We start from the raw sequence: 24,450 nt of genomic DNA on the forward strand, positions 1-24,450 counted from the left end.
CTGACTGACTATTTTGGAGTGGAAATCGGTCAAGCGGATATCGAGCTGCTAACGTCTGCTTGGCGTTACTTTCAGACATTGGCGTGTCCACGAAGCGGACCTTCGTTGGCCGCCATAGAGACCGAGACCGTAGTTGTCGCTCTCGCCAAAGGGTGGGTCGGCCCCGGCGGCGGCGCTAGCGCGGTATCTCATATGGCCCTATCGTGCACGAAGTGATCCATGAAATGGGGACCGCCCTTGGACGAGAACGTGGTAGAAGCGCCTTCACCCCCTGAGCCCCGCAATCCGCTCGAGAACGGGAAGGATCGAAAGAAGGCTCTGGCCAAATCCCCCTCAGGTGAGATCGATCACTTTCTTCTAGGCCGGCTATACCCGGAGCCCCACAACGTCTTCAAATCCACCGCTGCGGTCGACCCATCGGCCGCCGACGTTATCGTGGCGTTGGACACCAACGCGCTGCTGCTGCCCTATCAGCTCGGCAAGAGCGACCTTGCCGGTTTGGCGACCGTATACGCCAAACTCGCTGGCGAGAGCCGCCTATTCCTGCCCGAGCAGGTCGCGCGAGAGTTCATCAAGAACCGGGACCGCAAGCTCGCCGACATGGTCCAGGCTCTCGAGGATCGCACCTCCCGGCTCTCTGGCTGGGACGTAAATGTCAGCCCCTTGCTGCTCGAAGGGTTTGCGGACCGAGAGGCCCTGACGAAGGCTGCCTCCGATCATGAGGAAGCCACCAAAGCCTACCTCAGCCAGCTCCGGGCCTTGGCGAAACAGATGAAGGCTTGGCGCGGAGACGATCCAGTTTCCGCCCTCTATGCCGCAACCTTCGGCAAGGAGCAGCTGATCGGCGCCGGGGGTGCCGAATGAGAAGATCATCGAGGAACTGCAATACGGGCTGCTCCACCAGGTGCCCCCGGGTTATAAGGACGCGTCGAAGGACGATCAGGGCATAGGGGACGTCATTATATGGCTGTCCCTGCTCGGTCTCGGCAAAACCTCGAGTAAGGATCTGGTCTTTGTCACTGGCGAGCAGAAGGGTGATTGGTTTGTCCGGGCCGGCAAGCAGCCGCTCTATCCGCGGCCCGAGCTGGTCGACGCCTACCGCCGCGCCTCTGGCGGTCGATCGCTGAGACTATCGAGCCTGCACGACTTGCTACGCGACATGGAAGCTCCTGAAAGTCTCGTGAATGACGTGGAGATCGCGGAGGCCAGCGCCAATAATGCAATCCAGGCAGCCGCCGCAGGAAACCTGCGCTTCGCCGATACGAGGCACACTTCGCGGCGATCGAGCGAGCTCCGTTTTTATGGTGGCGGGCCAGCCGTTCCAGCAGGCGAGAAGGTCTTCGACTACTCGACCTATGACGGGCGTGCGCGCATCGAACACGCTGGGCAAGCTTTCGATGTCGCTTTCTCCAAAAGCAGCGATACGTCCATATACCTGCTCAAACGCGGTGCCACCCGACGGATTGGTCGGGTCAAAAATGCCGAACTCGGCCAGATCTTGACGATCGACGCTATCGACACCACGTCGAGCCACTATACGATCCAATTGAACGACGGCTTTCTGGTCGAGAATGACGCCGGAGCCGTTCTGGCTGGACGTATCTCAGGTATTCAAGACGACACCCGCGGCTCGGATCGGGACGAGGTTCGATTCTTTTATACAATCAACCCATCTGGCTCTCAGGTGGTGATGCCTTGAGACCATTCTTGTACGATGGCGCGATTGTCCTCGCGCAGGACGTCTAGCCAGGAGCCGATATAGTCGGCGTGGCGAACGGTCGGCATGATACCGAGCGAGGCGCAGCAGAAGGCTGCGTTCATCTCGGCGACCAGCTCCTCGAACGCATATTTCTTGGTGCCGAAGCCGCCGGTCATGTCGCGGCCGAGACGGGACGGATGGCCCGTGGCGTGGCCGAGCTCGTGAAGCGCCGTGCGGTGCCAGTTGATCGGCTCGAAATAGGCCTGGGGCGGGCGACCTGCACATAGTCCAGCGCCGGGTCGTAGAAGGCCCGGTTGCCGCCGACGCGAAAGTCGATGCCGGTGGCGCGGATCAGCGCCTCGACCTTGGGGGTTCGATCAGACCTTACGGCGGTGGCGGCGCGACGATAACGATGCCGTCCGGCAGGTTCTCGCACTGCGTGGCGTTGAACACCGTGAAGCGCTTTAGGAACGGGATTGCCTGGGCGTCCTTGCCAGTTTCGCGAGCCCGGCGCTTCTCGTCGCCCGGCACGAAGCGGTCTGCATAGACGACGGTCGTGCCGCGCTCGCCCTTGCGGACATTGCCGCCGAGCGCCAGCGCCTGGCGAAAGGTGAGCCAGCTCTGGCCGGGGAAGCCGTGTTCGACGACGGCGCCCCAGAGGATCAGGGCGTCCGAATAGTGCCGGCCAGTGGCGGCGTTCTTCGGCATGGCGAGCGGCGCCTTCGTCGCCGCCGTCCCCTAGGACTGGACCCAGGGCACGCGGCCTGCCTCCAGCTCGGCGATGATCTTGCCGGTGATTTCGTCTTAGAGGCTCGCCGGTCCTGGCCGGCGCGAGCGGGAGCGGTTCTTCTGGACATCGCGGATCTCCGCGACGGGTGCCGGGAGCCTCTCTCCCAGCCCTCAACCCGTCACGGAAAACCCGTTCCGCACTCTCACTCTCCGGGGGCGTTGCGGGGTAGCAGAAGGGGTCGGCCGAGACCAAAGGCTCGGACGTAGGGGAAGGCTTTCCCCTTCCAATCGGCGCCAACCTCGTTCGTCAAAAGGGGCGGTCTCCGCGCAATTGGGCCACAACGCTGCTCGTTGCAAACTGTCAGAAATCTGCGCTTATTTCTGACAGGGGGATGGCCATGCAACGCTTGACCGAACAGATTCTTGCGCACGCGAAAGGGCTGCCTGAAGGCACGCCGGTCGCGGCCAAGAGCGTGCTCCATCTGGGAAACCGGGCGGCGGTGGATCAGGCTCTGTTGCGCCTTTGCCGAGCGGGGCAACTGCTTCGGGCTGGACGGGGTGTGTACCTGCTGTCCGTTACGATTCGGTTCGGTGCGAGAGCTCCGTCCGTGGAGCTAGCGGTGGAGGCGATCGCTGCCCAGCGCGGTGAGGTCATCGTCTCGAGCGGTGCGGCCGCCGCTAACCGTCTTGGGCTTACCACTCAGGTGCCGGCCCGGTCGGTCTATCTGACGTCGGGGCGCTCCAGGAAGATGAGACTTGGAAAGCAGATCGTCGAGCTTCGCCACGCGCCACGATGGCAACTCGCGCTGGCTCAGCGGCCCGTGGGCGAGCCGATACGAGCCCTTGCGTGGTTAGGACCCGACGGGGCCGAGACAGCCCTGCAGTCCTTAAAGCGGAAGCTTGCACCCGCTGCATTCAACGAGTTGGTCGCAGCGGCACCGCAGCTTCCGACATGGCTGGCGCGCAGCGTCGGGAAGGTTGCGCATGGCTGATGCTTTCCAGCTCGCCGGGATTGAGTTCGCGGATCTCGTGCCTTTCGGCGACAAGTTGACCGCGGCGCCGCTGTCCTGGTTCCGGAGCTGAGGCGTTGCGACAGGAGGCGAAACGATCCCGAACAAGTCGCGCACCGGCTATCGAACCTGCGCTTGGCTGGACCTATCTCTCGCGTGAATCGCTCGCTCGCGCGAAGGCGCAGATGGACGAAGAGTCCATGGGCGTGCGCGACGAGATCGGCTTCCTGACGATACACCAGCGATACGCCGACCACTTCTTTCCCGGTACGTCGGTCTTGCATACCCGCGCGCGCTACGCGCTGTTCGTGCCCTGGCTGTTCGAGGATCTCGCGGGCATGATCGGACCGGCCGCGCAGCGCGCCTTGCGTGAACGCGAGAGACTGCTCGCAGGACGGCTGAAAGACGCGGGCGAAGCCCAGGTGATCGGCGGCCGTGTCTTTCCAAATCCCTCAAGTCAACCGCCGTCCACCGTCTATTGGAACGCGCTTGCAGTTTGGGGGATCTTGCGTCCGCGACTGGACGGTCGGACGATTTCCCGAGGACAGGTGCACCGTTTGCTGAAGACCGTCGACTCGCCCACCGACGATGATGGTCAGCCTCTCCTGAGCTTCGAGCCACCTTTCGTACCGCTTCCCGATCGTCCGAGCAATTGGCAGAGCGGACACATCACGCTTCGCCTGAAGGAGACGGAGGCCGAGTTTTTGCGTGAGCGGCTGGCGCAGCTCCGTGGCAATGGCGGCCGTGAACTGTCACTGCTGGCAAGGCTGGTCAGAACCGAGGCTGCAGCTCCTGCCGAGATGTGGGCCGACGAAACATACGCCATCGCCGGTGCCGATGAGGGCCCGCTCGTCCGTGCGCGGCAGGCCGCTAGTCTCGCGGGCATCGGCCGCGCCGTCTACGACGCGCTGCTGGAGCGGATCATCGAGATCAACGACAAGCGGGAAATCTCGGCTCGTCACCGCGAGCATCTGGAGGTTATCCTCGCGGAAAAGGGTCCAATCGCAGCCGGGCTCGACATAGCAGCGCTCGAAGCGGACATTGGGTCTCTGCCGGCGAAATTGCTTGCAGTAGTGACGGCGACGCGGGACTGGATCGCTGCGGGATCGGGGAATCCTGTCGCGCTTTCCGACGTCTATTCCGCAGCCGAGGCGCGCAAGGGACCGCGCGCGCGGCTTGCACCGACCCCCAATGGGCGGGCTCGGCGACTCGAATGGTCGAGCGACGAGCATGGCTTGGCCGGGCTCCTGCATTACCGGTGGCAGCAGGTCAGTACGCTTCTCGATGATCTGGCGGATGCCGAATGAGCGGCGCGGTCGACAGTTGGCCAGCTCTTTCGTTTCTGGAAGGCCTGCGTCCCGGTCTTGACGAGAACGTCGAATTGGCGTTGCTAGCGTCTTATTCGGCGGACCTTGGATCGATCGGCGCGGCCTTGCTCGCCCTCGCGGGCAAGGACAATGATGGAGGGCGAGGCAGCCCGTCCGATTTCGCCGATGCCGTTGAACGCCTGCGCGGCAAGGTGCGGATCATCATCCAGCGTGGCCGGCTTGCGAAGATGCGGCGAACGCCACGTATCGCGGCGGTGCTGGACCAATTCGTGCGGGAAGTCGATTTCGACGAAGCCACCCATAGCTGGCATCCCAAGGCGGCGCTGGTACGGACTCGGAGCGAAGGCGGCGAAATCGGCTGGCGGCTCTGGATCGGAAGCCGAAATCTTACCGAGTGCGTCAACCGTGACATCGGACTCCTGCTTGTTTCGGGAGAGAGTGGCGGAGGCCTGATCTCAGGGGCAGGTGATCTGGCGCGCGCGCTGGCTGAGCGTGCCGAGCTGAAGGGAGTCCGGCCTGCTTCCCTCGCTACCGCGGTTACGAAGATCCCGTGGCGCGCGCCCGCCGGCGTGCGCGTCGAGCGGATTCGCTGGTCCACTGGGATAGGAGGCCTGCAAGCTCCAGTCCCACCGGCGGGGGTCGATGAAATCGTCGTCGTGAGCCCGTTCATCGACAAGAACTTCCTGGCCGGACAAGTATCGAAGGGGCCGACGCCGGCAAAGCGTGTGCTGCTAACGACCATGCGCGAGATCGAGCGGATCGGCCCGTCGCTCTCCTCGTTCGACGATTTGCTGGCGCTGGATGCGCCGGACTATCCTATCGGCGATCCGGAGCCGAAGCAGGCGCACGCTGTCTCGGCATCCGAGGCAGATACTGCGAATGATGAGGAGGAAGAGATCGGCCGAGGCCTCCATGCCAAATTGCTGCTCGTGCGCGCGGGACGGAAGCGGACCTTATGGCTCGGAAGCGCCAACGCCACCATGCGGGCGTGGACGGGCCGCAACGCCGAGGTCACAGCCGAGCTGCATGTCACTGAAGCTCTGGAGAAAGGTCTGAAGGCGTTGCTCGACTCGGCGCGGATCGTCGAGGCGCCGGACACCGAATATCAACCGGACGCGGCGGCGCTGGAAGAAGAAGCGCTCGAGCGAGCTCGGGCGCAGGTCGCAGCGCGATGGGCGAGCACGCTCAGCATCGACGGGAATGAGATCCGTCTTGTCCATCGTTCCGATCTATATCCCGATGGATCGCATCCTGAGGAAGCAGACATCCTGCTCGAAGTCGGCGCCTTGCACGGCGAGCTCAAAGCATGGCCGCGGCGACAGACGACGGTGCCGCTTGGGCCGACGCTTCCTGCCGAACGAAGCGAGTTCGTGCGCTTGCGTGTCAGCCTTGGCGAGAAGGGACTCTCCTGGCTGCAGCGCGCGCCGGCCGATCCGCCTTTCGGCGAAGAGCGCGATCGTGCGGCCTTCGTGCGATTTCTGGGAGCGAGGGGCTTTCTTCTCTGGCTGGCCGGACTGCTGGCTGGTGACGGCCGCGACGGGGAGGATGATTGGGCGATTGAGAAGCAACAGGATCGTGCAGCTCCCGGTGCAAATCCAGCGTTGGATTCCGCGTTGCCGACGCTGGAGGAGATGCTCGCGGCCTGGTCGCGCGATCGGAACAAGTTTCGCGAAATCGAACGCCGCGTTTCCAAATACCTGCCGGCTGTGCTGGAACAGGCCGGCCAGGAAGACCCGCAAACCGCTGCGATGCTGCGGCGCTTCGAGGAGCTGTGGGGCAAGCTCCGGATCGGCCTCGGCGAAGAACGCAAGGGGAAGCGTCGGTGAGCGCCCCCAAGCCTTTCCAAGAAGCAGCCGTCGATGCCGCGCTCTCGGCCTTTGCCGATCTGGGCGGGCGCCGACGCTTTCTGGTGGCCGATGAAGTCGGTCTGGGAAAGACGGTCGTCGCGAAGGAAGTTGCGCGTCGAATGTCGGAGGGCGGCCAACGGCCTCTCGTTATCTACTACATCGCCAATGGCCATTCGGTCTCCCATCAGAATAAGAGGCGCGTCGTCAGTTTCCTGAACGAGCCGGAACGCGAGGCCGCTGTTGCGACTCCGGATCGGCTTTCCCTGATCGCGGTCTCGAAACGGCCCGATAAGCCGGTTCGGATCTACGCATTGACGCCGGCGACGTCCTTCCCCGGTGCGCGTGCTCGCCTGACCGGCGGAAGAAAAGAGGAACGGGCTTTCATAAAGGTGCTGCTGGATCGGGCTTACCCCGCGTTCGCCCGCGACCTCGATCCGACCATATTGCGCCTGAGCGTCGGAGGTTCCTGGGATTGGCTGGTTGAGGATGCCGAGAGGAAACTCGAGGAGGCGCCGCCACATCTGACACGGAGGTTTCGGGAGGCGCTGGCGGCTGAATTCGGAGACCCCGTGCGCGAAGGGCTCGAGCAAGCCCTGCGGGGAGACGAGGAACGGAAGATAAAGCCGCTCAAGCCGACCACCTTTGTCGGCCACCTGCGTCGCGCCCTGGCGCTGGCGACGCTGCGCCACCAACCACCCGACTTGGTCATCCTTGATGAGTTTCAACGCTACAGGAAGCTGTTGGACGAGAAGGACGCGGATCCGCTGCTCGAGGCGCTGCTGGAGCCGCACGGGTCAGTGGCTCGGCCAGCGATCCTGCTGCTCAGCGCGACACCCTACCGGCTGCTCAGTACGCGATGGGAGGAAGCCCAGGGCGTACTGGCGCACGCCGAGTTGCTTGAGTTGATCGGGTTCCTCGCCGGCCGCGATGTCCGTGACCGCGCAAAGACTTTGTTTTCTGATTTCGGCGACAAGTTGCGGAACATTGCGGTGCATGCGGAGACGACCGATCCCAGCCTGGAAATCGAGATCTCCGAGGCTGCCGGACTCAGGGATGCTCTCCGTGCACTGCTGACACCGGTCATATCCAGGACCGAGCGGGACAGCGTCGCCTCGGGCGATCCGCTGGCCGGAACGCAATTCCTCGCAGCAGAGCCGATAGCCGAGGACTTTCAAGTCTATCGACATCTGGCGGACAGCTTTCCCGAGGATGTGCGATACGAAGCGCTGCCCTATTGGTCGTCGGTCCCGCTGCCGGCCCAATCCCTGGGGCCTCGGTACGCGGCATGGAAGCGCGCGACCATCAAGGCCGCGCCGAAGCTCACGAAGATGACACGGGAGCGCCGCAACAAGCTGGATGCGCCAGCGATGTGGCCTGACGCGAAACTCAGGGCGCTCTGCGCCGTAGCGCCGGCGAAACTTTTATCCCTGCCTTGGGTCGCGCCATCCCTGCCGTGGTGGCCGCTTGCCGGTGGCTGGAAGAGCGTGGCGGCAGACCCGAAACTGCTGATGTTCAGCCGCTTTCGGGCGACTCCGCCGAGCGTGGCAGCGCTCCTGAGTTTCGGCGTCGAAGCATCATGCCTTCCCCGAGAGCGCGGCGGCTATGAGAAAGCCTATCGGCGGCGTCGCTTCAAACTCGCAGCCGTTCCCGGGCCCGTCATGGTCGCCTTTCATCCGTCGCCATGGCTGGTCCGATATACGGATCCTCTGATGAAAGCGGGAGAGACGCTCGGTGGCATCCGTAAGCAGGTCAGGCGGCAGATTCTGGCGGCCCTTCCCAAGGGGATCATCGAGAAGGACACGGTGAAGGCCCGTCGACGGCACCGATCCATCGGCCGGACCTTGGCCGCGATCGAACGGGCGGCCGGGCTTTCGGAACAGTCTGCCTCCGCGTGGAGCAGCGCCGTCGGTGAGGATCGCGCAGCCCGGTCCGCTATCCGTAGGTGGCGACAGACGCTAGCGATCGAGCGCCTCTCGCCGGCCGAACTCGATGACCTCGTCGACTATGCCATTGGTGCGCCCGGCGTGGCCCTCGGCCGGGCGCTGCTGCGGCATGACCCGACGATCCTTGATCCGGCGCGCTATGGCGAGCTCGTCCATTTGAGCTGGCACGGCTTGCGCGCCTATCTCGATAATCCGGTGATCTTGTCGTCGCTGCCGGGCAAGAACGCTGTCGATCAGGTGATGGGCGCCGTTATCGATGGCGGTTTCGAAAGTGCGCTCGACGAGCATTTCTGGCTTCGCGCGCAGAATCTTCCAGAGGGTGCCTCAGGCCTCGCCAAGGATTTGCAATCTTCGCTGGGCCTGCGGGCGGGTAGCTTCAGCTTTCACAGCGTTGGCGGGCCAGCGCACAAGATCCCGGTCCGTTCCCATGTCGCTGTTCCGTTCGGCGACGCCGAGGCAGAGCCGGCGGGCAAGGTACATGGAGCACTCGCGCCATCCGCGCCAGCACGGCCGGACGAAGTCCGCCGGAGCTTCAACACGCCGTTCTGGCCGCACGTCCTGGCAACGACCTCGGTCGGACAGGAGGGTCTGGATTTCCATCCCTGGTGTTCGCATGTCGTACATTGGGATCTGTCCTCCAACCCGCTCGACCTTGAGCAGCGCGAAGGCCGCGTTCAGCGCTATGCCGGGCTGGCGGTGAGACGGCGACTTTCGACCATGTTGCGCGTAGAAGCACTTAGACACGCGGTTGTGTCGGGCGGCTCCCCTTGGCATCGCCTGCAGCGCCAGGCGGAGAAGCTGGTTGATGCGAGCGGCCTTCGACCTTGGTGGGTGCTTGAGAATGCCGATATCAGGCGCCACGTCTTCGAGCGCCCATTTGGCCAAGACATGAGCCGCTTCGCCCAACTTCGCGAGCAACGAATGATCTACCGGCTGACGTTGGGCCAGCCCAATCAGGAGGACTTCATTGAAATTCTTGCGCGCGGCGGCGAGGCGACCCGCTCATTGCTGAGTCCGCTTGTGCTGGATCTCTCCGCTATGGGGCTACGTCAGGCATCCGAACTGGCGGCGTCGGACTGCCAGGGGGCGTCGCTGTCACGTCTTCCCGAGGAAGCCGGGTGATCCAAATCCTCGGACAATAAGTGTCATGCTCGGAGCTTGTGTATCTTGCGCGAATCCCCCTCCAACGCCGTACTGCCCAGAAATTGCGCGGAATCGTGCGTAGCGGAGCTGCTTGCGGAAAGGATGACGATGCTAGCACCAGCCGCACGGAGCGTAATGGTGGGTGTTTCCGGCTTGCGCGGCGAGCTTCATCAACTCCCGACCGCCGCTATGCTCGCAGAGAAGGCTCCTTTCGTCTATCAGTCAGGAGCTGGCGATCACCTTCAGTCGCATAGCGCGCGTTAGGTCTCCATGCTCGCCAGGAGATTTAGCCCTTCTTCCGTTACGGCCGCATGCGACAAACCAGGCTGAATGATCCGCACATCGAATTCGTAACGGTAGTCCTGCCAACTCGCTTTCAGCTTCTTGAGGAAGGCTGCGGTTCCCAGTTTAAACGGGAACTCTTGCCCTTCTCGAGACGTAACACCTCCCGCCTCAGCATATGCGTAAACATGCGATCGGGACGATCTCGCCACAGGGCGGACTTCTGGGCCTGACCGCAGACTTCGTAAAGATCCTTGACGCGCGCCCAGCCGTCTCGGCGCTGGAGTACTTGCAATGGTGGAGGATCACCTGCACGACGCCCTTGGTCACGCGGAGCGTCACGACGTCCGCTATCTCGCCGGACTCGGCATCTCTCGCCCTTCTTTGTCACGGAGCTTGCGCGCCGCCCACCAACTCGACCTTCAGTCGCGAGCCTGAGCCAGCCGTGCCCTTATCCGCGCGACCACCGCGAGCCGCGCTACGATCTCGCCGGCGATACGGCAGGCCTCGGCCGCTGAGGCGCGGAATGACGTTCGATCCCGAGTTGCTTTCGCAGCTTCCCCTTTCTTGTCAGATAGCATTGAACTCGACGCCGATGGCATCATGCCGTTCCAATTGACCGCTCGCCCATGATCGTTAGCGGCTGTCGTGAATCCTGTCCGAATAATGCACAGGGAGCGTCATGGTCGATGGGATTGACGACTGCACGCACCACATCCGGCTCCCTTGATGCACATCGCAAAGAGAGTCGCCCAAATCGAGCGCTCCTCAGTTGTAAGGGGATAGCGGCGAATAAATCTCGCGCCGCACCTTGATAGGGATGGGCTTTGGCCTACCGTCGAAACGGGGATACAAGTTATGTCTGGAGATAATAGCCTGGTCGTTGATCGCAGCGTTAAATGTTATTCTGGCATAGGCTAGAGTAATTAATGCAACCTGTCGCACGTATCAATCTAGACAGGCGATCGCAGTTCGATCTACGCTCGACCCTTACATGAAACGGGAGGCTCGCCATGGACTTTGAGACATATCAGAAGCAGGCGATCAGTTACATTCCACTCATCGAAGCAGCTGAGTTTTCCTCATATCAGGGGCTTCCAGAAACCCGCATCCCCACCGTCGAGAGAAACGCGCTGAACGAGGGGACGAGACTACTCGAAGACCCTTCGTTCAAAGACAAGCTCTGTCCGTTCTTGCGCGGCGTGGCACAGAACACACAGGAGATCGCGGCCGCAATCATACCAATCATGTTCCCTATGGTTGTGGCTGGCACGATCTCCGCTATCCCGGCGGTTGCCGCTGCGGTCGCGTACATTGTCTTCAAATCCGGTATCGATTCGATCTGCAAATCGAACCCTCCTCCATCGACCGGATCCCCGGCTTGATCGACAAGACCCCAGAAGAGGTTTTGAAACTCCTGTCTCACAGGGGAGGCTTCAACTCGGACATTCTCCGTATCATCGCGAACCGCGGCCCCGCGCGGCCGCTCGGACAGGAAATGCCTTGGGTACTGAAAAAGCAACTCGGACGGATGGGAATCAGAACTGACGATCCCGGTGCTATTTTCGAATCGTTAAAACGCCTCAACTGGCCGAAGCAGCAATATGAAGCCCTCAAGCGACGATACCCAAACCTGAAGTGTTTGGTTCGATCCGAAAATCAGTTGGCTATCGGAACCACCAGCGAGGCCCGTTTTAACGGCGACTATTACAAACTGCGCACGGGCTACGTCCTCACCTTTCCGCTCGGTGCTCACACGTTCTTGCGATCACTCGCAGAAATGTTCGGAGCTATGACGGATCTTGTCTTTCGAGAAACGATGGCGAGGGGCTTCTCGGAATCCACGGGCTTGCCGAATTGGTGGCTCATCCGGAAAATTCGCTCCGTTCGCGTCAAGGCAGCTATCAACAAGCGCGTCAAGGATGAAGTGTCCGATCTCGCATACGACGCCGAGCGAACCTTCCGCAGCTACACTGATATTGGGGCCGCCGAGATCTCCTGGTTTCGCGAAAAGTGCGGTCCGATGCCGCTGAGCGCCGGGATGTTTGGACATCCACTTGAAGTGGGCTCCCATCTTTCGCTGTTTGCAACCAACTTCCTTGTTCTGCACGAACTTGGTCATGTTAATCACGATCACGACCCTCGCTTGGTGAACGATCCCGCGCAATCGATATCAAGCGAGTTCCAGGCCGATCGGTTCGCCATCAACACCATCCTTAACGCCCCGATCGGCGAGATCGAAAAGATGGCAGGTTTAGTCGGTGCATTTTTCTTCCTCTATGTTGCGGTTCGCCTGGAAGAGCTGGGCGAGGCCGAGGACGCAATCACACATCCTTCCGCATCCGCTCGGCTCGATCAACTTCTGGAGGCGTTGGCTACCCACGACACGTCGCGCGAAGTCAAGTACGTCTTCACCTCGATGACCCTGCAACTTGCAAGAATCGGCGACCTTTTCCGTAAAGAGTCGATGCTACCGGCGGAAAAACTATCAAACACGGTACGCCGAATCTTGTATGGCAGCATCGAATTCAATATGACACAAGCCTTCGTGGAGCAGGTACTGCGATGGATGCTGATCGGCTCTCCTGATAAGCTTTGCCAATATCTTGGCAATTTGAAGTTCCAGTTGGAGGCAAAGCTCAGAGAGGAACCTGATCAAAGAGATGTAGTGGCGTTCGGCCTCATTGCCGAGGTTTATGAGGTGACGAAGGATAACTTCATCATCCGCGACAAGCTGGACATCGCTTACAGGAACGCCGTTAGTGGGAGGGAGACGGCCGAGCAAGCTTCCGGCTAGTTCGCAGGCCCCGGGGCGTCATGCGCAACGGCGGGAGCGCACTGTTGGTGGAGCCGGGCGGAAGAAGGACGGCTCTGGCTGGGCGATCATCAAAAAGGGGTCGGCTCGTTGCGGGCTTCGGTTCGAAATCCTCAAGAACTGCACCAATGCCGCGGCGATCGAGGGCGTCGATGCGGGCATCGCCGATTGCGGACGTGCAGTCGAAGCTGAACATGGATTCTACATCTCGGCCGTCGAAAGCAGTAGCGGTGGCGTTCATCGATCCGATGGGAATGCGCGTCCTGGACCGGCCTTCCCATTGGAGCATTTTCGCGTCGAGTGCGGGCGGGCGCGGAAAAGACGAGGCCCCACGCGCTATCCTGGTCGAGGCCGAACTGACGGTCGCCAGGGCCAAGGCATCGGATGATGCGGCGCTGATCGCCCATCAGGATCTGACGGCTTCAGTGGGCGTTGCATCGTCAGAGTTCTGAACGCTCAGCCCGCCTGCACGACCAGATGGAGCTCACCTGATCCGCGGCCTGCTACGGTCAGTCGGGCTGAAGGTGGTGCGGCTTAGGGGTCGGAACAAGGTGCGCCGGGAGACCGGTAAGGAGTAGATGGTGCAAGTCCATCGCAATGAAGGAGTAGCGATCCACATTGGCCCCGAGTCATGCGCGGTCGGCCGTGAGGCCGCTCGTGAAGCGTTGACAGGGGAGCGTGTAGGCCAGCCATTGAATCACGAAATTGACGCTTCTCGGGTGCCGACGCTCATCTTGTATGCGGAAGGCAACATGAACCGGCGCGACATCGCGAGGGCCGGCTCAACCCGACGTGGTCTGAGACCCTGGCATGTACGGACGCTCCTTGCACGGGAACCGGGAGGCCTCGGGATCGGCCAGCGTGGCGTGTCACGACTGGTCCGCATCGGGAAGGCGAGGAGCCGAAGCCGGTGATGAACGATCCCGAGGAGTCAGATCCTGCCATAGTAGCGAAGAACCCTGCGAACAAAGCCGGCCTGCCGGTGGCGGAGCAGGAGGAGCGAAGGGCCGGAACCGAGGGGAATGCGGATCAGCAAAGCACGCGCCGGGCACAGGACCGGGAAAGTGTGTCCCATGCGCTGGATCGCATACGGCAAGCTGCAAGGCAAAGGAAGAAGGAGAAGTTCACCACGCTCTTCCACCACATCAATCCAGAGATGCTGAGGACGGCGTTCTACGCACTCAAGCGTGACGCGGCCCCCGGCGTGGACGGGCAGACGTGGCGAACCTACGAAGCAGACCTCGATCAGCGGATCGCGGACCTGCACGGTCGGGTTCAACGGGGAGGATATCGTGCCCTGCCGTCACGGCGGACGTATATTCCGAAGCCAGACGGACGGCAGCGACCGCTTGCTATTGCCGCCCTTGAAGACAAGATCGTCCAGAGGGCGACGGCGGCGGTGCTGAACCAAATCTACGAGGAGGACTTCCTCGGGTTCAGCTACGGGTTCCGGCCGGAGCGCGGCCAGCATGATGCGCTGGACGCCCTCTTTGTCGGGATCGAAACGCGGAAGGTGAGCTACATTCTAGACGCCGACATTGCGAGCTTTTTCGACGGCGTCAGCCAAGATTGGCTGATCCGTTTTGTGGAGCATCGCATCGGCGACAAGCGCATCATCCGTCTGATCCGCAAATGGCTCAAGGCGGGGGTTCTGGAGGACGGGATCGTCACGGTTAGTGAAAGGGGAACCGGGCAAGGTTCGGTGATTTCGCCGCTGCTTGCCAATATCTACCTACACTACGTCTTCGATCTGTGGGCCGACCGCTGGCGACGGCGCGAGGCTACCGGCGACACGATCATCGTACGCTACGCGGACGACATCGTGGTTGGCTTCCAACACGAGGCCGATGCCCGACTCTTCCTGAACATGATGCGTGACCGGTTGCAGGAGTTCGCGTTGCAGCTCCACCCGGACAAGACCCGACTGATCGAGTTTGGCCGCTATGCGGCACAGGCCCGCCGCAGGAAAGGACTTGGCAAGCCGGAGACGTTCAACTTCCTTGGCTTCACCCACATCTGTGGGAGGACCCGGCAGGGCCGGTTCCAGATCCTCCGGAAAAGCCGGAGGGACCGCAGGACGGCGAAGCTGAAGGAAATCAAGAACGAGCTGCGACGGCGCATGCATTGGCCCATCCCCCAGCAGGGACGATGGCTGAAGCAGGTGCTTGCTGGCTATTATGCGTATCACGCCGTACCGACCAACTTCCGGTCGCTCGGTGCCTTTCGCGACCACATCATCCGCCTCTGGGCCCAGACGCTTCGGCGACGGAGCCAGAGACATCGCTTGATTTGGGAGCGAATGATACAGCTGGCCAATGACTGGCTCCCCCGACCGCGCATCCTTCACCCCTGGCCGCGTGTACGCTTTGCCGTCAAACACCTAAGGTAGGAGCCGGATGCGGGAATTCCGCCCGTCCGGATCTGTGCGGGGGGTGCTCAGCAATGGGCATCCCTACCGCGATAGCTGTTCCCACAGACACGCTAAGGTCGAACGGAGCGGGAACGTCACGCCGCTCTTCGGATGTGTCTTGGAAATCGGAGCGACCTGAAGCCTTCCGGCATCTGGTGCTCCGTATCCCAGGAATAGATACCGGTGAGGTTGATGTGCTCCCAGCTGAGCGGCGAGACGTGTTTGAGCAACATGTCAGGGATATTTCGGCCCTGCCGCTGCAAATGGCTGACAGCGCGGCTGAGATAGATGGTGTTCCAGTAGACGATGGCGCTGACGACGAGGTTGAGACCGGACGCGCGGAATGCCTGGCTCTCAAAGGAGCGGTCGCGGATTTCGCCGCGCTCGTGGAAGAACACGGCACGCTTCAGCTTATGCGCTGCCTCGCCCTTGTTCAGGCCAGCCTGGCAGCGCCGACGCAGAGCCGGGCTCGAATACCATTCGATCATGAACAAGGATCGCTCGATCCGGCCGAGTTCGCGCAGCGCCTTGGCCAACTGACTTGCCCTGGGAGATGCCGCGAGCTTCTTGAGAATCGTCGAAGGGACGACGGAGCGCGTTGTTATCGACGCTGCCAAATGGAGCAAATCGTCCCAATGATCGAGGATGAGGGCCGCATTGATCGGCGCACCAACATGGTTCCTCAGAGCTGGGTAGGTATCGCCTTTCTCGAATGTGTGGAACTTTCGATCCTTGAGGTTGCGCAGTCGCGGCGCGAAGCGCTTGCCGATCAGGGCGAACAATCCGAAGACATGATCACTGGCGCCACCGGTATCGGTAAAATGCTCTTCGATCTCAAGAATCGTGTCCTGGTCGAAAAGACCATCGAGTACATACGCCGCTTCACTCTCGGTCGGGCTGATCGGCAGGATGCTGAAGTAACCATACTGGTCGGAAAGGTGGCTGTAGAATTTTGAGCCCGGCTTGCTGCCATAGTGCAGATTGATGTCGCTGCGCTTTGCGGCCCGATCGCTTGCGCGAAAGAACTGCCCGTCGGATGACGAGGTCGTTCCATTTCCCCAGACGCGGGAATGGGGATGAAGCGTGTGCGCGTCAGTAATGCATGCCTGTGCCGCTCGATAGGTTTCGGATCGGGCGTGGAATGTGCGTATCCAACCGATCTGGTGGGCGCTGATGCCTTTCGATGCGCTGGCCATGCGCTTCGGACCGAGATTGGTCGCATCCGCGAGTACACCTGCAAGCATCACAGAGACGTTCGACGGCGTATCTCCCGTGCGGACATGGGTGAACTGATCGGCGAAGCCGGTCCACTCGTGCGCTTCCCTGAGCAAATCCGGAACCTCTACCAGCGGATACATCTCGCTGATCTCAGCGTTCAGATCCTCGGCAGCGGCAGGAACATCGTTGGCAGCGTGTGTAACGATCAGCGTTCCAGCTTCAAGGCGAACACCTTCCAGCTTTCCGGCGCGGGCGCGATAAGAGAGTCGCTTGAGATTGAAGTCCAGGACCTGGCTCGCTTCGTTCAACCAAGCAGCGCCATCGCTATGGACGCCCAGCCCAAGCCTGTCCTGCTCCTTCATGGCAATAAACGCTGGCCGAGGCATGAGATGGTCAGCGATCGGTCGGAATGAACGGCTGCCTTCAACCCAGACATCGCCTGAACGAAGGCGCTCGCGGAGGACGCCGAGGGTCGCAATCTCGTACAGCCGGCGATCGGACTTCTCCTTTCCGAAGATCAGCTTTCGCTCAGCCTGGCCGAGATGGGTTATTGGGACGCGCTCTGGGAGTGCACGACGCCCCTCCGAGTAGAGTCTTTTCAGCATTGCAATCGCGGCCAACAGTGGATCGTGCCGGCGCGCCGAGTGGAATGTGAATGTCTGCAGGAACGCACCCGCGTACTTATTGACCGTCCCATACTGCTCGGCCGCGAGGATCAACGGCGAGGCTTCACTATCATCGACCATTGCGGCGAGCTCGGGCTTTATGCGCAGCAGGCGATGCCAGCCAACCTCGCGGTCGAGTACCTCGAGTGCGTCTTGGCCGCAGTCGTTTGCCGACTGCAAGGCAGATATCGTATCGAGGAATAGCCGCAAAGCTTTGGAGGTTTCTGCCCGGGAGTCCACATGTCGTTGTTTCTTCCGGCTATGGGCCTGGGCGAACAGCCGGCCGATCAGCTTGATGAACACCGTGACCGCATCGTCGGTGAGCTTCTGGCCGAGCTTGATGATTTGCGCAACGATCAGCGCGTGCCGGCGGCTGGCATTGAAGTCGTTGGCGAGCCAGGCGGGAGTAGCATCGCCCTCTCGGATCATCTGATCCCACCGCCCGGAAGGAACGCGAGACTGCAAACCGGGATCGATGCCGAGTGTTCGCAGGAAGGCAATCCGATCAGTCAACCCGACCAGGTTCGAGGCTCCCGGCGCCTCAGCCGCCGAGCGCAGCCAATGGAAGCGTGTCTGTGCGATCGCCGGATCAACTTCAAGCAGCCTATCGAGTGCATCCAGCGTCTCGGGCGCGATATCCTTGATCAGCGCCGTCTCCGCGCGCCGGCGAGCTATGGCGCGGCCAGCAAGCCCGATCTTCTCAATCGAATGTAGCGAAGGAAGGAGGGCCTTTCGCTTCCGGAACTCGGCAATAATTGCCGCCGCAATCGGGTTCCCTTGGTCGCCAGCAGCTGCGGTCTCGACCGCTGCAACAAGAGCGGCGCGCCGATCATCCTTGTCGGCAACATGCAGACCAAGATATTCCGTCAGGAACCGACTGTGGTCAAAGCGGGTCTGCGTTCGCTGGGCATAGATGGCATAACCGCGCGCGTCGATGCCAAGCTGATCCGCCACGTAGTTCACGGTCGCAGTGGGCGGTTGCTCATCTTGCCCCAAGAGCCGTCCCGTCTGCCGCATGACGCAGAGCTGAACGGCGAAACCCAGTTTGTTGTGTGGCCGCCGACGTATCTCACATTCCAAGCGATCAACAGGATCGAGCGTGTAGTGTCGGATGATATCGTCCTCGTCCGTCGCCAGCCCGAGAAGCGTTCTTGCCTCCGTCGGACTGATCAGCTTTCTTCTGCCCACTCACGCTCTCCCGTTGCCCGCCAATAAGGGACAGACTTCCCAAGGGCACGAGTGGTCGGAGATCAATCGGAAGGTTGCAACCGGCCGAAGCGTTCTTCTACAGATCTGTGAAGCGAGTTCACGCTTCGTTCGGCCTTAGCGTGTCTGTGGGAACAGCTCTTGTTCTGACCCCTTCTTCGGCAGTACGTCGCTCAAACCACCCCACCAAAAAGACGATCGTCCAAAACAACTTTCTTTCAGTATCTGGTTTGCCCCTGTTCTTCGTGACAATTCTTTCCATGTGGCTAACATCCGGGAAGTTTTTATGATGAAACCACACAAGGCAGGTTTATGCGTCTAGCAGGCCGTTGAAAAACGCGCTCGTCACCGGACCGCAAGGGTGATTCATTGGTTCCGAAGGGATTCGGAGGTGATGGGTGCGCGGCGAAGACGAACGAAGTGGCGAACTGTTCAGCTATGTCGATCTCGAGGCGCGGGTTCGGCGCGATCATCCGCTCCGGGCGATCCGGACGATCGTGAACGAGGCACTTTCGACGTTGGAGCGGGAGTTCGCTGCGTTGTACTCGCCGATCGGACGGCCGTCGATTCCGCCGGAGAAGCTGCTGAGGGCTATGTTGCTGCAGGCGTTCTATTCGGTCCGTTCGGAGCGGCTTTTGATGGAACGGCTGGAATACGACCTTCTGTTCCGCTGGTTCGTCGGCATCGGTGTCGATGATGCGGCGTGGGACCATTCGGTGTTCTCGAAGAACCGCGACCGGCTGCTTGCGGGTAATATCGCGGCGATGTTCCTGGCTGCGGTGTTGGCACAACCCAAAGTGAAGAAGCTTCTGTCCACGGATCACTTCTCGGTCGACGGCACGTTGATCGAGGCTTGGGCCTCGATGAAGAGCGTCAAGCCGAAGAACTCGTCTTCGGGCGACAACTCAGGGAATGGCCCCAGCGAACCGCCGGCAGAGAGCGGCGGGCGTAACACTGAAGTGGATTTCCGCGGCCAGAAGCGGTCGAACGATACGCATGCTTCGACCACCGATCCCGATGCCAGGCTCTACCGCAAGGGGCAAGGCAAGGAGGCGAAGCTGTGCTTCATGGGACACGGGCTGATGGAGAACCGGCATGGCTTGCTGGTCGATGCCTGCCTGACTGTGGCCGACGGGCATGCCGAACGGGTGGCGGCACTTCACATGATCGAGCCGCACGCCGACCGGCCGCAGGCGATAACGCTCGGCGGCGACAAGGCCTACGACGCGGAGGACTTCGTCAACGAGCTGCGTTCGATGAAGGTAACGCCGCACATAGCGCAGAACACAAACGGCCGCCGTTCGGCGATCGACAGGCGCACGACGCGACATAGCGGCTATGTCATCAGCCAGCGCATCCGCAAGCGGATCGAAGAGGCGTTCGGCTGGATCAAGACGGTCGCCGGGCAGCAGAAGACCAAGTTCAGGGGATGTGACCGTGTCGGATGGGCCTTCACCTTCAGCGCTGCCACCTACAATCTGGTGCGGTTGCCGAAGCTGTTGGCAGTGTCGCCATGACCGCGCCAGCAGGCTGCCAACTGATCGGCCGCTGGCGGATCGTCGAGGCCGACCTGTGGGATCGTGGCTATCTCAACCTCGTTGGGCCCGCCGCGATCACTATCGGCGCCGACAATCATGGCGAGATCGCCTTTGGCGCCTTGGAGGCCAGTCTCGATCTCGGATACGGCCCGTCCATGGTCTTCTTCACCTGGGCCGGCTCCGACGAGGGGAACGAAATCAATGGGGACGGTTCTGCCGAATTGCTCGACGACGGCTCGATCGAGGTCACCTTCACCTATCACAACGGCGACGAAGCCATCCTCAAAGCCAAACGGGATACTTCTTCAACAGCCTGCTAGGCGGCTGTATGGCCTTGGCAGCGCTTAGTTTGATATTCCTTCGACGGCCAAGTGGAGACGGCTCGCAATGTCCGGTAACGGAAGAGGCGACCTAATAATCACTTGAACAGTTCCTCCGTAACTTCCGCGGCAAGAGGCATCAAAAGTTTGGCCACCACGACGAGGTTATCCGCGGTCGGATAGATGCCGTCGAGCGACACGTTAGGCGTGCCAGCCTCGAGTTTCAGGCCAGGTAGGTTGGTTTTGGCAATGCCCTCAGTGATTTCTGCTGACGCCTTGTCAATCTCTTTGGTCAGGTCAAATGTTGCGTGCTCATTGAGAGCTTTCAGAATCTGATCTTGAAACAAGGAGGAGGCGACTGACCAGAAGGAATTGTCGATGACGCTGGCAAAGCGAATATCCTGAATGGCGACGGCTTTTCCATTCTTCGCAACGACCGGCTTTCCTGACAAATAGACCCAACCGGTCGTATCGAACCAACGGCCGGGCGTCCTCGCGTCAACCTCCAAGCCCAAGGCGATGGAATCCGAGCTTGGATAGACGTCCACATCCGTGACACGAACCTCGACTTTCCCGCCAGGTACATCTTTTTCGAAGTGTTGATTACGGATGGCTTGAGCCAACTGCTGTTTTAGCAAATCGTAAGAGGCGACGGCCTGGATATTAATCTGAATATTGCCACTTTCAGCGTTATTTTGGCCGAGCGACGGTAGGGGGATCGTTGCGGTGTCGACTGGGCTGGCGGCGAGCACCGTCTGCGCGCCCACACCGACAGCAATGCGAAGGCGGTGCTGCTCCGGCACAACCCCTGAGAAAGCCGCCGATTTGGGAATTACATTCAGGTAGACTGCGGGTAGCTTGTCTCTTTCGATCTTTATGGCATAGGGCCGCCACTGGCTCGCAATCTTCGGCTTTATCGTATCGCAAGGGATCGCTGTTTGCGCTGCCTTCGGGATCTCTGCGCGGTGTTTGTCGAGTTCTCGATTGAGTTCGTCCGCTAAGCCAAGGTTCACAGGCCCCGCGCAGGCTTGCGGATGGCCAAGAATGCCCAGATCGAGACCGATGCAATTCTTGCCGATAATCTCCACCGACGCGTTGTTGACCCATTTTCCTGAGGCTTGCAGCGAAATGACTGGACACCAATCTGGCCCTAAAGTCGCTTGCAAATCGAATGCCGGGTTGACGTCCACCGCGAAACCTTTGCCATTAAGCGAGAGCATCTGCGCTAGAGTGCCCCCAAGTCCGGCTTTTCCAGATACGTGTGCGCCCTGAGACACGTGGAGCGCGGAACCCGATTGCGATACAGCGAGAGGGCCCTGTTTCGTTACGTCGACATGCCAAGAATAGCCTGAACAAACGTTCGACATTCCAATTGAGCTGGGTAGATTGATGCATTGACGTTGCGTCCCACACCCTCGAAAATCGCAATAGGGAACATTCGCGCACTGCTGATGCGTCTGAATGCCCGGGATCGGAGCGCAAATCTGTCCATTGCCGTCGAAACCAAATGTGTTGGGGATCTTGGTGGCGCCGAGCTTGGACAAGACATCGTATGTGACTGTAGCGCTAAGCGTCATCAGGCTGTCGGCCACAGCCGGCACCGGAGCATTCTGCCCTCCGCGCACTGGTGGAGTAAAAAGACTTGTGCCATCGCACGCAGACAGCGAGAGGGACCCCAGAACGCCATCAATAATGACCATGGCGCTTCGTCTCACCGATGCCTCCTTCGTGCCAAGCGCGCGCTCGAATGGCCCGTTCGCGATGCATGTGTACAGTGAATGCAAGAAGAACGCCGGCTAGGTTGTAAAGTTAACAACTGCCATCTACTTTTGATTTCTTTCGCGGCGGCTGTCAATACGTTGGCATTGCCAATGCGGACCTCAGCCGTGAATCCGCTGCGCTAGCGAGTGTGCGTGAACAGGCCCGTATCCTGGCATCCGAAAGCGATGGCAGCGAAGCTGCCGCAGCGCACCCGGTTGTTGAGCGGACAATCGCGAAGCTCGGAAAGGCAAAGCCATCCGATATAGGGATCGTTGCCGCTGACGGTACCGGGCTTATCAAGTGCGAAGTGGCGGTGTCTTCGATCGACCGTCTTGCTGTAGCCCTGCCGCGGATTGTCCGGGCGGCCTCGCTCCAGGGCTTTGAGCTCGTCGCCGGCGGAGGCTTGGCGATGTTTAAATTGGAAGCTGAGACCGCCGGGTTCTCGATTGCAGAATCAATCAGGCGGGAGAAGCGCGTTCTGACTAAGACTGAGCGGGCCAAGGAAGAAGCCTGGAAACGGAAGAGGGATCGCGCGGAAAAGCGGAATTCTTGGGACGATGTATTCTTTGACAGGCCCCGCTTTCCCGATTGGGACTTTCATCCAACCGGCCAGCTCCTGACGTGCTCCCCTGAAATGTCCTCGCTTTGAGCTTAGCCTGTTGTCCGGATGAGGAGACAGGCAATGAAGCGATCGAGATTTTCCGACGAACAGATCATCGGCATTTTGAAGGAGCACCAGGCGGGGCTTTCGGCGACGGAGCTTTGCCGCAAATACGGTGTGAGTGACGCGACGTTTTACAAGTGGCGCTCGAAGTATGGCGGCATGGACGTATCGGAGGCGAAGCGGCTGAAGAGCCTTGAGGAGGAGAACGGCAAGCTGAAGCGCTTGCTGGCCGACGCCATGCTCGACGTCTCGACCTTGCGCGAGATGCTCGGAAAAAACTTCTGACGCCTGGGTCGAGGAGGACCGCCGTGACCTGGGCGATCGAGAACAAGGGCTATTCGCAGCGTCGGGGCTGCGGGCTCGTCGGCATGGAACCGCGGGTTTACCGCTACGGTCCGTCGCGACCAGATGATGCCGGTTTGCGAAAGCGGCTGCGGGAACTGGCGGCCGAGCGCCGACGCTTCGGCTATCGCCGGCTGCACCTGCTGCTGAAGCGCGAAGGCGTGGCAGTGAACTGGAAGAAGCTCTACCGGCTCTATCGCGAGGAGCGGCTGACGGTGCGCAAGCGCGGCGGCCGCAAGCGTGCGCTCGGCACGAGAGCACCGATGGCGATACCGCAGGATGCCAACCAGCGCTGGAGCCTCGACTTCGTCTCGGACACGCTCACCGACGGCCGCCGCTTCCGGATCCTGTGCGTCATTGACGACTTCAGCCGGGAATGCCTGGCCACCGTCGTCGACAACTCGATCTCGGGCGAACGTGTCGCCCGCGAACTCGACATCATCGCCGAGCATCGCGGCTACCCCTGCATGATCGTGTCGGATAACGGCACCGAGCTGACCTCGAATGCCATCCTCGCGTGGCAGGAAGACCGGCATGTCGAGTGGCACTACATCGCGCCGGGCAAGCCGATGCAGAACGGCTTCGTGGAGAGCTTCAACGGTCGGCTGCGCGACGAGTGCCTCAACGAGCGGCTCTTCACCAGCTATCGGCACGCCCGAGGCAGCATCGAAGAATGGAGGATCGACTACAATGTGAACCGCCCGCACACGAGCCTCGACGGGCTCACCCCGAACGAATTTGCAACCCGGTCCAGATCGGACCACAACGTCAACAGGGCTAACTTATAGGCGCGGACAAAACAGGGAGCACGTCACTCCCGTTGAGTTCGAACAGTTCTATGTGTTTCGCGGCTCAGCGCCACGCCGCAGCTTTCACGACGCGAAGGTGTAGCGGCTTGAGAATATGGCGAGTGGCATCGCTGTTGACCTTGTGTTGCTTGGGCAGCGAAGACTGAAGAGCGGCTTAAGCGGGAAGCACAGCAGCGGAGGATCAAGGAGGAACGTCATCGTCGCGAACTGGTTGCGCGCATCAAGCATGTTGAGGATCGGCGTACCGCCGGACTGCGCGCGGTTCCCTCCGAACTTGACGAACTGGATCGGCTTCGTCGTCTCATCGGGATACTCACGGAGGAGGTCTCGGTTGAACAGTCCCCGGCTGTGGGGTGCCAGATTTGGGCGAAGGAGCACTTGGCAAAGCGTGAGGCTCGTCTGTCGGCGCAGGCGATCGAGGATGGGTTCGAGGCGAAGACCGGGATGAGGCGGGGACTGAAGCCGGGTTACTTTTCATATCGCGCATCCGCCATTGCATGGAACTGTTGCCGTTCGGCGCAGCCACCGCGTCCCGCTGCCGGGATCTTGATAGCCGGCAGCCGCAGCATGGTGGCAGTTCAACCGGCCCTGCCCGCGCGCGTGTCTATTGCCTTTTTCTCGTGTCCATACCCAGATAACGGGATGGACGCTTTATCCCCGTAGAGGCCAACCTGGGTCAGATCACCCCATTGCAGGGGTTGAATCAGGTCGCTCCCCAGGG

Annotated in this window: 15 protein-coding genes and 2 pseudogenes; 14 read left to right on the forward strand and 3 right to left on the reverse strand. The window is 60.9% G+C overall.

Translation table 11 applies throughout. The annotated features are described in order from the left end of the window. Window positions 1-237: 237 nt before the first annotated feature. Window positions 238-864: a PIN-like domain-containing protein gene (locus tag ABMA59_RS26300; protein ID WP_349008343.1), complete on the forward strand. Its 627-nt coding sequence runs from the start codon at window positions 238-240 to the stop codon at window positions 862-864. Further along, window positions 854-1,699 carry a PIN-like domain-containing protein gene (locus ABMA59_RS26305; RefSeq protein WP_349008344.1) on the forward strand — a complete coding sequence of 282 codons (846 nt, stop codon included), beginning with the start codon at window positions 854-856 and terminating at the stop codon, window positions 1,697-1,699. Before ABMA59_RS26300 ends, ABMA59_RS26305 begins: the two co-directional genes overlap by 11 nt. Here ABMA59_RS26305 and ABMA59_RS26310 read toward each other — a convergent pair. Further along, window positions 1,696-2,556: pseudogene (locus tag ABMA59_RS26310) on the reverse strand (ArdC family protein); the annotation flags it as partial. The gene ABMA59_RS26305 and the pseudogene ABMA59_RS26310 overlap by 4 nt on opposite strands. Window positions 2,557-2,826: 270 nt before the next feature. On the opposite strand from ABMA59_RS26310, the gene ABMA59_RS26315 reads away from it, so the two are divergent. The 8 genes and pseudogenes from ABMA59_RS26315 (at window position 2,827) to ltrA (ending at window position 15,185) form a co-directional block, all read left to right on the forward strand. Continuing rightward, window positions 2,827-3,420, forward strand: coding sequence for a DUF6088 family protein (locus tag ABMA59_RS26315; RefSeq protein ID WP_349008345.1), 594 nt, complete (start codon window positions 2,827-2,829; stop codon window positions 3,418-3,420). Between the two features lie 95 nt (window positions 3,421-3,515). After that, window positions 3,516-4,745, forward strand: coding sequence for a DUF6361 family protein (locus ABMA59_RS26320; protein ID WP_349008346.1), 1,230 nt, complete (start codon window positions 3,516-3,518; stop codon window positions 4,743-4,745). After that, complete coding sequence (locus tag ABMA59_RS26325; RefSeq protein WP_349008347.1) at window positions 4,742-6,592, forward strand: phospholipase D family protein; 1,851 nt, start codon at window positions 4,742-4,744, stop codon at window positions 6,590-6,592. Before ABMA59_RS26320 ends, ABMA59_RS26325 begins: the two co-directional genes overlap by 4 nt. Continuing rightward, window positions 6,589-9,678 carry a helicase-related protein gene (locus tag ABMA59_RS26330; RefSeq protein ID WP_349008348.1) on the forward strand — a complete coding sequence of 1,030 codons (3,090 nt, stop codon included), beginning with the start codon at window positions 6,589-6,591 and terminating at the stop codon, window positions 9,676-9,678. The genes ABMA59_RS26325 and ABMA59_RS26330 overlap by 4 nt, the downstream gene beginning before the upstream one ends. A gap of 1,316 nt (window positions 9,679-10,994) precedes the next feature. Further along, window positions 10,995-11,366, forward strand: coding sequence for a hypothetical protein (locus ABMA59_RS26335; RefSeq protein ID WP_349008349.1), 372 nt, complete (start codon window positions 10,995-10,997; stop codon window positions 11,364-11,366). Then, window positions 11,363-12,778 carry a hypothetical protein gene (locus tag ABMA59_RS26340; RefSeq protein ID WP_349008350.1) on the forward strand — a complete coding sequence of 472 codons (1,416 nt, stop codon included), beginning with the start codon at window positions 11,363-11,365 and terminating at the stop codon, window positions 12,776-12,778. The genes ABMA59_RS26335 and ABMA59_RS26340 overlap by 4 nt, the downstream gene beginning before the upstream one ends. A 329-nt stretch (window positions 12,779-13,107) precedes the next feature. Continuing rightward, window positions 13,108-13,285: pseudogene (locus tag ABMA59_RS26345) on the forward strand (IS66 family transposase); the annotation flags it as partial. Between the two features lie 424 nt (window positions 13,286-13,709). Continuing rightward, window positions 13,710-15,185 carry a group II intron reverse transcriptase/maturase gene (gene ltrA / locus ABMA59_RS26350; RefSeq protein ID WP_349008351.1) on the forward strand — a complete coding sequence of 492 codons (1,476 nt, stop codon included), beginning with the start codon at window positions 13,710-13,712 and terminating at the stop codon, window positions 15,183-15,185. Between the two features lie 116 nt (window positions 15,186-15,301). Here the strand turns inward: ltrA and ABMA59_RS26355 are convergent, their stop codons facing one another. After that, window positions 15,302-18,277: a Tn3 family transposase gene (locus ABMA59_RS26355; RefSeq protein ID WP_349008352.1), complete on the reverse strand. Its 2,976-nt coding sequence runs from the start codon at window positions 18,275-18,277 to the stop codon at window positions 15,302-15,304. Between the two features lie 416 nt (window positions 18,278-18,693). Here ABMA59_RS26355 and ABMA59_RS26360 point away from each other — a divergent pair, with 416 nt between their 5' ends. Continuing rightward, window positions 18,694-19,812, forward strand: coding sequence for an IS5 family transposase (locus ABMA59_RS26360; protein WP_349008353.1), 1,119 nt, complete (start codon window positions 18,694-18,696; stop codon window positions 19,810-19,812). After that, window positions 19,809-20,153, forward strand: coding sequence for a hypothetical protein (locus ABMA59_RS26365; protein ID WP_349008354.1), 345 nt, complete (start codon window positions 19,809-19,811; stop codon window positions 20,151-20,153). Before ABMA59_RS26360 ends, ABMA59_RS26365 begins: the two co-directional genes overlap by 4 nt. 98 nt (window positions 20,154-20,251) lie before the next feature. Here the strand turns inward: ABMA59_RS26365 and ABMA59_RS26370 are convergent, their stop codons facing one another. Then, window positions 20,252-21,868, reverse strand: coding sequence for a DUF4403 family protein (locus ABMA59_RS26370; RefSeq protein ID WP_349008355.1), 1,617 nt, complete (start codon window positions 21,866-21,868; stop codon window positions 20,252-20,254). A 194-nt stretch (window positions 21,869-22,062) separates the two neighbouring features. Here ABMA59_RS26370 and ABMA59_RS26375 point away from each other — a divergent pair, with 194 nt between their 5' ends. Together ABMA59_RS26375 and ABMA59_RS26380 are read left to right on the forward strand one after the other, a co-directional pair. Next, the gene (locus ABMA59_RS26375) at window positions 22,063-22,563 is read left to right on the forward strand and encodes a hypothetical protein (RefSeq protein ID WP_349008356.1); all 501 of its coding nucleotides are present in this window, start codon (window positions 22,063-22,065) and stop codon (window positions 22,561-22,563) included. 33 nt (window positions 22,564-22,596) lie between these two features. Further along, window positions 22,597-23,708 (forward strand): IS3 family transposase gene (locus ABMA59_RS26380; protein WP_349008357.1). Its coding sequence is split into 2 segments (ribosomal slippage): window positions 22,597-22,852 and window positions 22,852-23,708, totalling 1,113 coding nucleotides; the frame shifts between segments, so codons are not numbered across the junction. Window positions 23,709-24,450 lie beyond the last annotated feature (742 nt).

The sequence above is a fragment of the Mesorhizobium yinganensis genome (assembly GCF_040081985.1).
In the GTDB taxonomy this organism is placed as follows: domain Bacteria; phylum Pseudomonadota; class Alphaproteobacteria; order Rhizobiales; family Rhizobiaceae; genus Kumtagia; species Kumtagia yinganensis.

Coding starts and splice junctions, on each gene's coding strand:
- ltrA (WP_349008351.1), top strand. CDS start 13,710: ATGAACGATCCCGAGGAGTCAGATCCTGCCATAGTAGCGAAGAACCCT.
- ABMA59_RS26335 (WP_349008349.1), top strand. CDS start 10,995: ATGGACTTTGAGACATATCAGAAGCAGGCGATCAGTTACATTCCACTC.
- ABMA59_RS26325 (WP_349008347.1), top strand. CDS start 4,742: ATGAGCGGCGCGGTCGACAGTTGGCCAGCTCTTTCGTTTCTGGAAGGC.
- ABMA59_RS26315 (WP_349008345.1), top strand. CDS start 2,827: ATGCAACGCTTGACCGAACAGATTCTTGCGCACGCGAAAGGGCTGCCT.
- ABMA59_RS26365 (WP_349008354.1), top strand. CDS start 19,809: ATGACCGCGCCAGCAGGCTGCCAACTGATCGGCCGCTGGCGGATCGTC.